The sequence below is a fragment of the Verrucosispora sp. TAA-831 genome (assembly GCF_050780145.1).
Taxonomy (GTDB): Bacteria; Actinomycetota; Actinomycetes; order Mycobacteriales; family Micromonosporaceae; genus Micromonospora.
This window is the reverse complement of record NZ_CP192240.1, coordinates 6,155,501-6,168,551: the sequence shown is the minus strand read 5'-3', so window position 1 is coordinate 6,168,551 and position 13,051 is coordinate 6,155,501. Positions and strand designations below refer to the sequence as shown.

Annotated in this window: 12 protein-coding genes and 2 pseudogenes; 8 read left to right on the top strand and 6 right to left on the bottom strand. The window is 72.7% G+C overall.

Annotated features, from left to right (window positions below; all coding sequences use genetic code 11):
* Nucleotides 1–47 precede the first annotated feature (47 nt).
* A complete protein-coding gene (locus ACQVFL_RS27500) occupies nt 48–1,442 on the bottom strand; it encodes an FAD-binding oxidoreductase (protein ID WP_431727893.1) in 1,395 nt (464 codons plus the stop codon).
* On the opposite strand from ACQVFL_RS27500, the gene ACQVFL_RS27495 reads away from it, so the two are divergent.
* Nucleotides 1,441–1,854, top strand: coding sequence for a DUF4031 domain-containing protein (locus tag ACQVFL_RS27495; protein WP_396689950.1), 414 nt, complete (start codon nt 1,441–1,443; stop codon nt 1,852–1,854). The two genes, ACQVFL_RS27500 and ACQVFL_RS27495, sit on opposite strands and share 2 nt — an antisense overlap.
* Here ACQVFL_RS27495 and ACQVFL_RS27490 read toward each other — a convergent pair.
* The gene (locus ACQVFL_RS27490; RefSeq protein ID WP_431727892.1) at nt 1,744–2,415 is read right to left on the bottom strand and encodes an HD domain-containing protein; all 672 of its coding nucleotides are present in this window, start codon (nt 2,413–2,415) and stop codon (nt 1,744–1,746) included. The genes ACQVFL_RS27495 and ACQVFL_RS27490 overlap by 111 nt on opposite strands.
* A 163-nt stretch (nt 2,416–2,578) precedes the next feature.
* Between ACQVFL_RS27490 and ACQVFL_RS27485 the strand changes: the two genes are divergently transcribed.
* The gene (locus ACQVFL_RS27485) at nt 2,579–3,793 is read left to right on the top strand and encodes an aromatic acid exporter family protein (protein ID WP_396690951.1); all 1,215 of its coding nucleotides are present in this window, start codon (nt 2,579–2,581) and stop codon (nt 3,791–3,793) included.
* Nucleotides 3,794–3,811: 18 nt separating this feature from the next.
* Nucleotides 3,812–5,314, top strand: coding sequence for a PrsW family intramembrane metalloprotease (locus ACQVFL_RS27480; protein ID WP_396689954.1), 1,503 nt, complete (start codon nt 3,812–3,814; stop codon nt 5,312–5,314).
* Between the two features lie 16 nt (nt 5,315–5,330).
* Here the strand turns inward: ACQVFL_RS27480 and ACQVFL_RS27475 are convergent, their stop codons facing one another.
* Nucleotides 5,331–5,498 carry a hypothetical protein gene (locus tag ACQVFL_RS27475; RefSeq protein WP_396689955.1) on the bottom strand — a complete coding sequence of 56 codons (168 nt, stop codon included), beginning with the start codon at nt 5,496–5,498 and terminating at the stop codon, nt 5,331–5,333.
* Nucleotides 5,499–5,596: 98 nt separating this feature from the next.
* A complete protein-coding gene (locus ACQVFL_RS27470) occupies nt 5,597–5,935 on the bottom strand; it encodes a GroES family chaperonin (RefSeq protein ID WP_117229104.1) in 339 nt (112 codons plus the stop codon).
* A gap of 173 nt (nt 5,936–6,108) precedes the next feature.
* On the opposite strand from ACQVFL_RS27470, the gene ACQVFL_RS27465 reads away from it, so the two are divergent.
* Nucleotides 6,109–7,407 (top strand): AI-2E family transporter, encoded by a 1,299-nt coding sequence (locus ACQVFL_RS27465; RefSeq protein WP_396689957.1) that lies wholly within the window; start codon nt 6,109–6,111, stop codon nt 7,405–7,407.
* A gap of 31 nt (nt 7,408–7,438) precedes the next feature.
* Here the strand turns inward: ACQVFL_RS27465 and ACQVFL_RS27460 are convergent.
* Nucleotides 7,439–8,116 (bottom strand): annotated as a pseudogene (locus ACQVFL_RS27460) (ATP-dependent DNA helicase); the annotation flags it as partial.
* Nucleotides 8,117–8,239: 123 nt separating this feature from the next.
* Nucleotides 8,240–9,643 (bottom strand): annotated as a pseudogene (locus ACQVFL_RS27455) (ATP-dependent DNA helicase); the annotation flags it as partial.
* A 98-nt stretch (nt 9,644–9,741) separates the two neighbouring features.
* Here ACQVFL_RS27455 and ACQVFL_RS27450 point away from each other — a divergent pair.
* The 4 genes from ACQVFL_RS27450 (at nt 9,742) to ACQVFL_RS27435 (ending at nt 13,004) form a co-directional block, all read left to right on the top strand.
* Nucleotides 9,742–10,248, top strand: coding sequence for a DUF402 domain-containing protein (locus ACQVFL_RS27450; protein ID WP_396689959.1), 507 nt, complete (start codon nt 9,742–9,744; stop codon nt 10,246–10,248).
* Between the two features lie 79 nt (nt 10,249–10,327).
* Nucleotides 10,328–11,236 (top strand): PPK2 family polyphosphate kinase, encoded by a 909-nt coding sequence (locus tag ACQVFL_RS27445; RefSeq protein ID WP_431727891.1) that lies wholly within the window; start codon nt 10,328–10,330, stop codon nt 11,234–11,236.
* Nucleotides 11,237–11,365: 129 nt separating this feature from the next.
* On the top strand, nt 11,366–11,992 hold the full coding sequence (locus ACQVFL_RS27440) for a DUF47 domain-containing protein (protein ID WP_350699318.1): 627 nt from the start codon (nt 11,366–11,368) through the stop codon (nt 11,990–11,992).
* Between the two features lie 4 nt (nt 11,993–11,996).
* On the top strand, nt 11,997–13,004 hold the full coding sequence (locus ACQVFL_RS27435; protein ID WP_396689963.1) for an anion permease: 1,008 nt from the start codon (nt 11,997–11,999) through the stop codon (nt 13,002–13,004).
* Nucleotides 13,005–13,051 lie beyond the last annotated feature (47 nt).

The following is a 13,051-nucleotide window of genomic DNA, read 5'->3' as shown; positions in this document are numbered from 1 at the left end:
CCCGTCAGAAGCACCTCGCCCGGGCGGCGCAGTCCGGACGGCCCGGATCAGAGCACCTTGCCGGGGTTGAGCAGCCCGGACGGGTCGAGGGCGTGCTTGATCGCCTGATGCACCCGGACGCCCACCGGCCCGATCTCGCGGGCCAGCCACTCCCGCTTGAGCAGCCCGACGCCGTGCTCGCCGGTGCAGGTGCCACCGAGCGCCAGGCCGAGCCGCATGATCTCGTCGAAGGCCCGGCGGCCCCGCTCCAGACTGGCCGGATCGGCCCGGTCGACCACGATGTTCGGGTGCATGTTGCCGTCACCGGCGTGACCGACCACACCGATCGGCACCTCGCACTCGACGGCGATCCGGGCGACCCCGTCGAGCAGCGCGGCCAGCGCCGCCCGGGGCACCGCCACGTCGTCGATGACCAGGCCGCCGTTGCCGCCCGGGTACGTGTCCGTCGCGTACCTCTCCATCGCCGGGTGGGCCAGGCGTCGGGCCTGGAGCAGAGCGGCGGCCTCCACCGCGTCGGTGGCCGCGTACACCTCGGCGGCACCGGCGGCCGTGCAGACGGCGGCCAGTTCGGCCAGGTCCTCGGCGGCCCGGGGACCGGTGTCGGCGGCGGCCAGCAGCAGCGCCTCGGCGTCGGTGCGCAGCCCCATCGGCCGGTACGCCTCGATCGCCACCAGGTGCGTGCGGTCGAGCAGTTCGAGCAGGCTGGGGGAGAGCCCACGAGCGGCGATCCGGGCCACCGCGTCACCGGCCTCGGCGGTGGAGCCGAAGACCGCCACCAGCGTCAACGACTCCGCCGGGGCGGGCCGCAGCGCCACGGTCACCTCGGTGATCACCCCCAGGGTGCCCTCGGAGCCGACGAAGAGCCGGGTGAGGTCGTACCCGGCCACCCCCTTGGCGGTACGCCGACCGGTGCGCAGCACCTCGCCGGAGGCGAGCACCACCTCCATGCCGAGCACGTACTCGGTGGTGACGCCGTACTTGACGCAGCACATCCCGCCCGCGTTGGTGGCGACGTTGCCGCCGATGGTGGAGGACTCCCAGGAGCCCGGGTCCGGTGGATACCACAGGCCCTGCTCGGCCACGGCGGCGCTGAGCGCCGCGTTGACCACGCCGGGCTGGACCACGGCGATCCGGCTCACCGGGTCGATCTCCAGGATCGCGTCCATCGCCACGGTGCTCAGCACCACCGCGCCCGCGACGGCGTTCGCCGCACCCGCCAGGCCGGTCCGCGCGCCCTGCGGCACCACCGGTACGCCGTGCCGCCCGGCCGCCCGCACCACGGCGGCCACCTCCTCGGTGCTGCGCGGCCGGACGACCGCCAGCGGGGTGCCGGACGCGCACAGGTCGGCCTCGTCCCGCTCGTGCCCGCGCAGCAGGTCCGGGTCGGTGAGGACCGCGTCCGGGCCGAGCGCGGCGCGGAGGTCGTCGAGGAGGCTGGCCATGGGCCGAGGCTACGACCGGCCGATGGTGATCATCAACCTCGGGTCGTCGCCGGGTACCGTGGCTGCCGTGATCTACCTGGACCGGCCGGCCTGGCCGGCACGGGGTCGACTCTGGTCCCACCTGATCAGTGACGTCTCCGTCGCCGAACTGCACGCCTTCGCCGAGGCGCTCGGCGCTCCCCGGCGCGGCTTCGACCGGGACCACTACGACATCCCGGCGGAACGTTTCGCGATGGCGGTCTGGCTCGGCGCGCAGGTGGTGCCGAGTCGCGAGATCGTCCGGCTCCTGCGGGCCACCGGCCTACGTCGCCCCAAACACCTCGCCGCCCGCGCCCCGGCCGGTGAGGGCGGCCAGCTCGCGGGTCAGGTTGGCCCGCGCCCGCGCCTGTCCGGCGTCGGCCAGCGGGGCTAGCCGGAACAGCGCGGGCAGGGCGAGCAGCCCGGAGAGCACCCGGGTCCGACCGACCCGGTAGTCCGGCTCCGGCACGTGGGCGTACTCCCGGCGGATCGCCGCCGCGTACCTGTCGTACTCCGGCTCGGGCGCGGCCAGCACCGCCAGGTCGGCGTCGCAGAGCAGCCCGCCGTCGCGGTCCGCCGGGTCCACCGCGTGCCCGGCGGTGAGCAGGACCAACCGGCCGACCTCGGCCACCTCGGCGGCGGGCAGTCCGGCCCGGGTGAGCAGGGACTCGGCGAGCGCCGCGCTGTCGCGTTCGTTGCGGTCGCCGGGTGCCCGGGGGTCGTACACCGCGTCGTGGCACCAGGCGGCGAGCCGGACCAGGTCGGGCCGGGACGCGGCCGGTGCGTACCGGTCGACGAGGTCGAGCACGGCGGTCAGGTGGTCGACCGTGTGGTAGTGACGGTGCGGCTCCCGCCAGCGGGTGAGCAGCTCGGCCCCGGCGTCGTCCACCGCCGCCGACCGGGTCGCGCCCGCCGAGCGGGCGGCGGCCCGCCACCGTTGCGTCAGCCCCGTCACCCGGACGAGTCTGCACCACCGGGGGGTTTCTCGGGTCACGGCGGGTCCGTCACCCGTTGGGTGGGCGCACCCGCCCGGCGAGGATTGTCCCTTCGTGCCGTGGGTAGTCGCGGCCATGGCGGTGGCCCGGGACCGACGATTCACCCTGCTGCGCGGCAACCGCATGCGCGAGGGCCTGTCGGACGTGGACACCCAGCGGATCTCGGAGACGGTCGCGCAACTGCACCACCGGGGCAAGGCCACCCTCAAGGACCGCCTGCACCGGGTACGGATGTCGCTCGCCCTGGCCCTCCAGGCGGGTCTCGCGGCCGGGCTGGCCTGGGTGGCCGCGCACGAACTGCTGGGCAACCCGCAGCCGGTCTTCGCGCCGATCTCGGCGGTCGGCACCCTCGCCGTCTCGGTGGGCCAACGGTTCCGTCGCACCGCCGAACTGATCATCGGCGTGGGAGTCGGGGTGTTCGTCGGTGACCTGCTGGTCTATTTCCTGGGCACCGGTCCGTGGCAGCTCGCGCTGATCGTCACCTCGGCGATCCTGCTCACCATCTTCGCCGGTGGCAGCGTCGCGATCGTCATCCAGGCGGCGGCCACCGCGGTGCTGATCGCGACGCTCAGTCCCTCGGTCGAGGACCTGGAGATCCCCCGGTTCATCGACGCGCTCGTCGGCGGCAGCATCGCGTTGCTGGTCACCGCGGTCCTGCTGCCACTCAACCCGCTGCGGGTGCTCAACCGGGCCGCCCGCCCGGCCCTGGACCTGCTCGCCGAGCAACTCGACAACGCCGCCCACGGCCTGCGCGACCGGAACCGCGACCGGATCCAGGAGGCGCTGGACCGGCTGCGGGACAACAAGGAGGAGCTGACCGCGCTCTCCGAGGCGATCGAGGGCGCCAAGGAGACCGCCCTGCTCTCTCCGGCGCGCTGGCACCGGCGCAGCGAACTGACCCACTACGCGGAGGCGGCCGAGCCGATCGACCGGGCGATGCGTAACAGCGGCACGCTGATCCGGCGGGCCGTCACCCTGGTCGAGGACGACGAACCGGTCCCCGGGCCGATGCCGGACGCGGTCGCGCACCTCGCCGAGTCGGTCCGCCTGCTCAAGAAGGAGTTCGCCCAGGGCGAGGAGCCCGAGCAGGCCCGGGAGCGGTCGCTGCGCGCGGTGAGCGAGGCCGGTCGGGCGTACGCCGAGGGGGTCGGGTTCTCCGGCAGCGTGGTGGTCGCCCAGGTGCGCACCACCGCCAGCGACCTCATGGTGGCCTCGGGGATCAGTCAGGAGGAGGCGAACCGGCTGGTCCGGCAGTCCTTCGGTGAGCTGGACCGACCCGGTGCGCCGGCCGGTCCGGAACCGGCCGCCAAGGCACCCACCGCGCCCCCGGTCGGCTGAGTCGCGGGCGTGGTGCCGATGCGTCGGGCCGGGTGGGCTCGGCATGACTACGCTGACCGCATGGCCGACACCCCGTCCGGCGGATACCTCCCGCCGTCGCCTCCCGTGCCCGGCGCACCACCCGGTGGCCCCGGCACGCCCGGCATGCCACGTCGCCGGTTCGGCTGGCGGCGGGCACTGGTACTGGCCGGGGTGATCCTGCTGATCGCCGTCGGCGCGATCTTCATCATCTTCAGCATCGGTGCCAGCATCGGTACGGAGGCGTTGCTGGTCGGCACCGCCGCCGCGATCCTCCCGGTGCCGGTGCTGGTGGCCTGTTTCCTCTGGCTCGACCGGTACGAACCCGAGCCGCTGAAGTATCTGATCTTCTGCTTCGCCTGGGGCGCCTTCGTCTCCACCTCGATCTCGCTGCTGGTCAACGAGACGGCCGCCAACTGGTTCGACGACCAGGGACTGCCCGCCGGCCTGACCGCGGTGCTGGTCGCGCCGTTCATCGAGGAACTGACCAAGACCCTCGGCCCGATCCTGCTGCTGATCTTCCGGCGGCGCGAGTGGTCGGGCATCACCGACGGACTGGTCTACTGCGGACTCTCCGCGATCGGCTTCGCGATGGTGGAGAACATCCTTTACCTCGGTGGCCTCGGCTACGCCTCGGGCGTCGAGCAGTACGGCCCGGCGACCGGTGCGCAGCAGGTCATCGCCATCTTCATCGGCCGGATCCTGCTGTTCGGCTTCGCCCACCCGCTGTTCACCTCGCTGGCCGGTATCGGACTCGGTATCGCCGCCCGGTCGGCGGACCGGCGGGTGCGTTTCTTCGCCCCGGTCGCCGGTTTGCTGCTGGCGATGATGTTGCACGGCGCGTGGAACCTGCTGCCGACGCTGGCCGAGGCCACCGGCGAGGTGCTGATCTCGGTGGTCGGCATCGTCGGGGTGATGGTGCCGATCTTCTTCGGCATGGTCGGCTTCGCGGTCTGGCTGCGGGCCTGGGAGGGCCGGCTCACCGAGCGGGTGCTGCCCGACTACGTCCGCGCCGGGTGGCTGACCCCGCCGGAGGTGGCGGCGCTGAGCAGTCTCGGGCGGCGGCACGCGGCCCGGGTGTGGGCACAGCGGGTGGGTGGCGAGGCCGGGCTGCGGGCGATGCGCGGCTACCAGTTCGCGGCCACCCGGCTGGCGTTGCTGCGCGACGGCGCGACGCGGGGCCTGGACCGTCGGCCCGCCGACCGGGAACGGACGGCACGGGAGGAACGGGAGCTGTTGGACTCGATCAGCCTGTACCGGTCGTACTTCGTGGGCCGGGACCCGCAGACCCCGGTGGGCGTCTGGGACGGACAGCGGTATCTTCTGCGCTTCCCGGACGGCTCGCAGCGGGCGGTCGAGGCACCGGAGGAGCCGGTGGTGCCGATCCCGGTGGTGCTCGCGCCCCCGCAGCCCCCGCCGCCACCGGTCCACCACGGCGGCTACGGCCCGTACGGCTGGCACGGGCAGCACCCGCCCGCGCACTGGCCGCCGGGCCACCGCTGAGCGGGCGGGTGCCCGTTCAGGCCATCAGGCTGGTCAGGAAGTCCCCGAGCCCCTGCGCCATCATCATCAGGGCCGCCCCGATCGACCGGAACATCTGGGCGGCGCCCTCCGGTCGGAAGGCCATGAAGTAGATCAGGAACGCGAGGCTGCCCCAGGCCAGCACCTTCTTCACGAGAACCGGCATCGTCCCTCCCCAGGGCCGGTGGTGCGGCTGGCTTCCCGCCGGGGAGCGTGGCAAACGACGCGGACGGTGTCAGGCCCGGTGAACCGGTGCCGTCGGGGTCACAGGTAGAGCCCGGTGGCGTTCTCCTCGACCCGCTCGGCGGCCACCGCGTGCACGTCACGCTCGCGCAGCAGCACATAGCCGCGCCCGTGCAGTTCGACCTCCGAGCGGTCGTCCGGGTCGAATAGCACCCGGTCGCCGGAGACGATCGAGCGTACGTTCGGCCCGACTCCCACGGCCGTGGCCCAGGCCAGGCGCTTGCCCACGGCGGCGGTGGCGGGGATGACGATGCCGGCGGTGGAACGGCGCTCGCCCTCGCTGCCCTCCACCCGGACCAGCACGCGGTCGTGCAGCAGCCGGATGGGCAGGCCGGAGTCGAGATTCGGGTCGGCTGTCACGCCGCAGACGCTACCGTGTCGCCTCCGGCGCACCGGTCGGTGGTCACCCGGGTTGGGCAGCCGTCCGCGGGGGCAATGTGTGGCGGAAGTTTGCCCTACCGTGGAGCGGTCGGACGTATCCTGTCCGCCGCTGGCGCCCATGCGCGGGCCGAGAATCTGCCTGGAGGTGCCCCGTGAGCCGGTTCGAGCGGATCCGCAGCCGCGTGCGGCGCGCGTACGAGTCGGGTCGGGATTCCGTGCGGGCGGCCCGCAACCGGCCGCCGGACGTGCCGGAGCCGGCCGTCACGGCCTCGCCGTCGCGACCGGGTCCGGCGGCGTCACCGGCCACCACCGTGGTCGACGAGGAGTCCCCGGAGTCCGGGCACGTCTCCACCTCCAGTCGCGACGACGCGGACGTGCCGCACGCGTTACGCATCGCCGCCGGGTGGTCGTGGCGGCTGATCGTGGTCGGCGTCGTGTTCTGGGCGCTGATGAAGGTCGTCAGCACGATCAGCATCGTGATCATTCCGCTCGCCGTGGCCCTGCTGCTGTCGGCGTTGCTGGCCCCCGCCGTCGGGTGGCTGCTGCGGGCCCGGTTCCCGAGGTCGCTGGCGACGGCGGTGGTGCTGGTCGCCGGTCTGGCCGCGGTGATCGGCACGCTGACCCTGGTGGTCAACGAGTTCATCAAGGGTGTGCCGGAGCTGGCCGCGAAGTCGACCCAGGGTCTGCAACAGATCCAGGACTGGCTCAAGACCGGGCCGCTGCACCTGTCCGACAACGACCTCGACCGGTACATCGAGGAGCTCCAGCAGTTCGTCAACAACAACACCGAGCGGTTCACCAGCGGCGCGCTCTCCACCGCCGCGACCCTGGCCGAGGTGCTGACCGGTACGGTCCTGGTGCTCTTCGCGGCGTTCTTCTTCCTCCGTGACGGCACCATCATCTGGCGGTTCCTGGTCCGGTTGCTGCCGGTGGCGGCCCGCTGGAAGGTCGACGACGCCGGTCGGGCCTCCTGGGCGACGCTGGGCGCCTACGTGCGGGCCACGGTGCTGGTCGCCTTCATCGACGCGGTCGGCATCGGGATCTTCCTCGTCATCTTCGACATCCCGTTCGCGTTCCCGCTGGCCGCGCTGGTCTTCCTCGGTGCGTTCATCCCGATCGTCGGTGCCACCCTCTCCGGTGGCGTGGCGGTGCTGGTCGCACTTGTCGACAGCGGTCCGGTGACCGCGTTGATCATCCTCGGCGTGGTGATCGGCGTGCAGCAGGTGGAGGGCCACATCCTCCAGCCGCTGATCATGGGTCGGGCGGTGGCCATCCACCCGCTCGCGGTGATCATCGGTCTGGCCGCCGGTGTGGTGCTCGCCGGGATCACCGGCGCGCTGGTCGCCGTGCCGCTGATCGCGGTGCTCAACACGGCGGTGCGTCGGCTCGCCGCGCGCAGCGTGCCGGACACCCCGCCGGATGCGGTGGTCGTCGCCTCCCGCGCGCCCTGACCCATGGTGGTCCGGCGCGGCCCGGTCGGCGTCAGTCGGCGGCGAGCCGGGTCAGCGCGCCCTGGACCACCTCACGACGGGTCGTGTACCAGAACGGCGGCAGCGAACGACGCAGGAACGGGCCGTACCCACGGGCGGTCTCCAGCCGGGAGTCCAGCACCGCCACCACGCCCCGGTCACCGGTGGCCCGGATCAGTCGCCCGACCCCCTGCGCCAGGCGGACCGCCGCGATCGGCACGCTGACGGCGGCGAAGCCGGAGCCGCCCTGGGCGTCCACCGCCGCTGCCCGCGCGGCGGCCAGCGGCTCGTCCGGCCGGGGGAAGGGCAGTCGGTCGATCACCACCAACTGGCACGAGTCACCGGGCACGTCCACCCCCTGCCACAGCGACATCACCCCGAACAGGCAGCTCGACCGCTCCTCCCGGAACCTGCGCACCAGCAGTGGCAGCGCCTCCTCGCCCTGTAGCAGCACCGGCAGGTCGGTGCGCGCCCGCAGCAGCTCCGCCGCCTGCTGCGCGGCCCGCCGCGAGGAGAACAGCCCGAGCGTACGGCCGCCGAGCGCGGTGACCAGGGAGAGCAGTTCCTCGCCGGCGGCGTCCGGTAGCCCGGAGACACCCGGTCGGGGCAGGTGCGAGGCCACGTAGAGGATGCCCTGGCGCGGGTAGTCGAAGGGGGAGCCGACGTCCAGCGACCGCCATCCCGCGCCGGAGTCGGTCGCCGCCCCGGCCGTGGACCCGGTGGGATCGCCGCCCGACCCGGTGTCGACCGGCGTTGCGCCGCCCGACGCCGTGCGGGGGCGGCGGGTGGTGTCGGCGAGCGCGGCGGCGGCCGGTGTCGGCGGGGCGGGCGGCGGTGCGTCCAGCCCCAGGGCCCGGGCCACGGTGTCGAAGCGCCCGCCCAGGGCCAGGGTCGCCGAGGTGGCCACCACGGTCCGCTCGTCGTACAGGTGCGTGGCGAGCGTGCCGGCGACGGACAGGGGCGCGACGACCAACGCGCGCCGCCCGCTGTTGTCGTTGCGCTCCACCCACGCCACGTCGTGCTCCGCCTCGTCCAGCAGCCGCTGGGCGGTGGTGGAGAGCTCGTCCAGCACGGACTTGGCCTGCTGCTTGCGCACCGGGTCGGGGTCGTCGGCCTTGACGTCGCCGATGCTGTCCAGTGCTGCCCGGGTCGCCGCGTCGAGCAGCGTGCAGGCTTCCCGCAGCGGGGCGGGCAGGCCGCCGGTGATCCGCCCGACCGGCGCCTCGGCCAGCCCGACCGCGAGGGCGTCACCGGACGCGGTCAGCGCCTCGGCGGTCTCCGGCCGCAGCAACGGGCGGGCCCGCCGGGCGGACCGGTCGATCAGCTCCGGGGTCAACTCGGCCTGCGCCGCCGAGGAGACCCGGTCGGCCAGCTCGTGGGCCTCGTCCACCACCAGCAGCTTGTGCGGCGGGACGATGTGCCGTCCGGCGAGCATGTCGACGGCGAGCAGGCTGTGGTTGGTGACCACGATGTCTGCCTCCCGGGCGCGGGCCCGGGACGCCTCCGCGAAGCACTCCGCGCCGTACGGGCAGCGGCTCGCGCCGACACACTCCCGGGCCGGCATGGAGACCAGCCGCCAGGCATGGTCGTCGACGCCCGGGTCGAGTTCGTCCCGGTCACCGGTGTCGGTCTCCATCGCCCAGTCCCGCAGGCGCTGGATCTGCTTGCCGAGTCGGCCGGCCTCGCCCAGCCACTTGGTGCCGCCGCCGGGGCGCTCGGTCGGGGCGTCGAAGAGGGTGTCCTCCGGCTCGTCCTCGTTGGAGTTCTCCAGGCGGGCCATGCAGAGGTAGTGGTGGCGGCCCTTGAGCACGGCGAAGGTCGGCCGACGGCCGAGCACCGGCTCGACCGCGTCGGCCAGTCGCGGCAGGTCGTGCTCGACCAGTTGGGACTGCAACGCCAGGGTGGCGGTGGAGACCACCACCGGACCGTCGACGGTCAGGGCGGGCGCCAGGTAGGCCAGCGACTTGCCGGTGCCGGTGCCGGCCTGCACCAGCAGGTGGTCGCCGGAGGCGACGCACTCCTCGATCGCCGTGGCCATCTGCTGCTGACCGGGACGGGCGGCGCCGCCCGGCACCGCGCCGACCGCGGCGGCGAGCAGGTCGGCCCCGCCGGGCCGGTCACCTCGACGGCGGGCCTTGGCGCGGGCGGAGCCGGTGGCGGTGCGGGGCGGAGTCACCGTGGCACGGTACCCGCCGGGGCCGACGCGGACCGTACCGATCGGCCGTGTTGCGGTGTCACGGTGCGGGTACTTCTCTCCCCGTCGTCCGGTAACTTCCTGACGGCGACGGGTGGGCGGAATCGGTTAGGGTGCGACTCATGCCGAGCGACGTGGTCCGCGTGATCTACCGCAAGTACGACGGCAGCGCCCACCGCGACTACCCGGCCCGGCGACTGGCCGAGGACGACCTCGGCGTCTGGCTCGGCGTGTCGGCCGGCACCAGTTCCGTCTACCACGGTCGTCCGTCGGTCGAGCAGATCCCGTTCGTGCTGCTCGTGCCGCACCACGCCTGGTGGACCGGCATGTTCAACCCGCCCCCGCGCACCAGCGAGGTCTACTGCGACATCACCAGTCCGGCCCGCTGGGAGGGCGAGGACACGGTGCACCTGATCGACCTGGACCTGGACGTGGTCCGGCGTCGGGAGACCGGCCTGGTCGAACTGCGCGACGAGGACGAGTTCGCCGAGCACCGGGCCCGCTTCGGCTACCCCGACGACCTGGTGGTGGAGGCCGAGGCGGCGGCACGGTGGCTGCTCGGCGCGCTGGGCGACGGCACCGAGCCGTTCGCCGCCTCGTACCGCAAGTGGTTGGCCCTGGTGGTCTGAGCCCGGCCTGCCCCGGCGTCGCCGCGCGCCACCACCGTGGTCGCGCGATGATGCTGCGATGGGCTAGGAGGGAACTGACGTGGTGGCGCCGGTCGGCGGCGCGGTACGCGATCTGCTCCGGGTGCCACCCGGAGGGCCGGTCGACCTCGGGGCGATCGATCCGCGCGCGACGCCCGGGTTGCCCGGCCCGGAGGTGACCGGGCCGGACCGCAAGGGGTGGGCCCGTCGGCAGGTGAGGTTCGTCGGCGACGGGTTGGCCCGCCAGCAGGAGATGCTGTTCGCCGGTGCGAAGGCCGACCCGGGGTTGGGGCGGCGGGTGCTGCTGGTGCTCCAGGCGATGGACTGCGGTGGCAAGGACGGCACGGTCAAGCGGGTGGTCGGCGCGATGAACCCGCTCGGGGTGCACATCCGGGCGTTCGGGCCGCCGACCGCCGAGGAGCTACGGCACCACTTCCTGTGGCGAATCCGACAGGCGCTGCCGCCCGCAGGCCACCTGGGGGTGTTCAACCGCTCGCACTACGAGGACATCCTGGTGCCCCGGGTGCAGGAGCGCGCGCCGGAGCGCGTCTGGCGCCCCCGGTACGCCGAGATCGACGACTTCGAGCGGGAGCTGACCGAGGGCGACGTGGCCGTCGTCAAGGTCTTCCTGCACATCTCGAACACCGAGCAGGCGCGCCGCCTGCTGGCCCGGTTGGACGACCCGACGAAGCACTGGAAGTACCACCCCTCCGACGTCGACGCCCGCGCACGCTGGGACGACTACCAGGCCGCGTACGCGGAGCTGCTGGGTCGGTGCGGCAGTGACGCCGCGCCCTGGTACGCGGTGCCGGCCGACCGGAAGTGGTACCGGGACTGGGCGGTGGCGCACCTGCTGCGTGAGACGTTCGACACCCTCCCGCTCGGGTATCCGCCCGCGGACTTCGACGTCGCGGGGGAACGGGAGCGATTGCTGAGGACAACGGGTCTGCTGAAGGTGAACAGAAGTTGAACGAGCGGTGAATGGCACCTGGCCAGGGGTGGGCCGCCGAAGGGCCGCGTCGGGGGTTCCCTAGCATTCCCTCAGCAGGGCGCCGGACGGCGGCTGCACCCCTACCACCGACACGACGAGGTCCGTGCTGTGAGGTTTTCATTCCGCCCCAACGAGGGCGCCTTCTACGAGCTCTTCACCAGGGCCGCGCAGAACCTGGTCCGGGGTACCGCGCTGCTGAACGAGCTGGCCCTGCCCGATGTCGAGGTGCAGTCGGTCAGCGAACGGCTCACCGAGGTCGAGCACGACAGCGACCAGATCACCCACGAGTTGTTCAAGAAGATCAACTCGACGTTCGTCACTCCGTTCGACCGGGAGGACATCTACCGGCTGGGGTCGCTGCTGGACGACGTGATGGACCACCTGGAGGCGGTCGGCAACCTGCTCTACCTGTACGGGCTGACCAAGCTGCCCTCGCTGCCCCGGGAGATGCACGAGCTGGTGCACGTCCTCGACCAGCAGGCCAAGTTGACCGCCGAGGCGATGCCCCGGCTGAAGTCGATGAAGGACCTGGAGGACTACTGGATCGAGATCAACCGGCTGGAGAACGACGGCGACCAGGCGTACCGGATGCTGCTGGTGCGGCTCTTCTCCGGCGAGTACGACGCCCTGACCGTGCTCAAGATGAAGGAGGTCGCCGACGAGCTGGAGGCCGCGTGCGACGCCTTCGAGCACGTGGCGAACACCGTCGAGACCATCGCGGTCAAGGAGTCCTGATCCTGTGAGTCCCGAGCTCATCGCGGTGCTTGCGGTGATCGGGGTGGCCCTGGTGTTCGACTACACCAACGGCTTCCACGATGCCGCCAACGCGATCGCGACCAGCATCTCCACCCGGGCACTCACACCCCGGGTCGCGCTCGCCATGGCGGCGGTCGGCAACTTCATCGGTGCCCACTTCGGCGCCGAGGTCGCCAAGACCGTCGGCAGCGGGCTGGTGGCTCTGCCCACCGGTGTGTCCAGCCTCGGCATCGTCTTCGCCGGTGTCATCGGCGCGATCACCTGGAACATCATCACCTGGTATTTCGGACTGCCCTCGTCCTCCTCGCACGCCCTGATCGGTGGCCTGGTCGGCGCCACCGTCGCGGCCTCCGGCACCGTGCTCTGGTCGGGCATCGGCGAGAACGTGATCATCCCGATGATCCTGTCGCCGATGGTCGGCTTCATCCTCGGCTACATCGCGATGATCGCCGTGCAGTGGATCTTCCGGAAGGGGCACCCGGGTAAGCTGAACCGGGGCTTCCGCTGGGCGCAGACCGCCTCGGCGGCGGCCATGTCGGTCGGCCACGGCATGCAGGACGCCGCCAAGACCATCGGCATCGTGGTGCTCGCCCTCTTCGTCGGTGGCTACCAGGACGACGCCACCTACATCCCGGAGTGGGCGTTCTGGACCTCGGCCGCAGTGCTGGCCGCCGGCACGTACGCCGGTGGGTGGCGGATCATCCGGACCCTCGGTCGGAAGATCATCGACCTGCGCCCGCCGGAGGGCTTCGCGGCCGAGACCGTGGCCAGCGGCGTGCTCTACTTCAACGCGCTGGTCCTCGGCGCGCCCATCTCGACCACCCACACGATCACCTCAGCGATCATGGGCGTCGGGGCGACCAAGCGGCTCTCCGCCGTACGGTGGGGCGTGGCCGGCAACATCGTCGGCGCCTGGATCCTGACCTTCCCGGCGGCCGGTTCGATCGGCGCGCTGATGTACTTCGTCGTCCGCCCGCTGTTCGGCTCCTAGATGTAAGGAAGGGTCCCCTGCTAACGCCTCGCGTATAGCAGGGGACC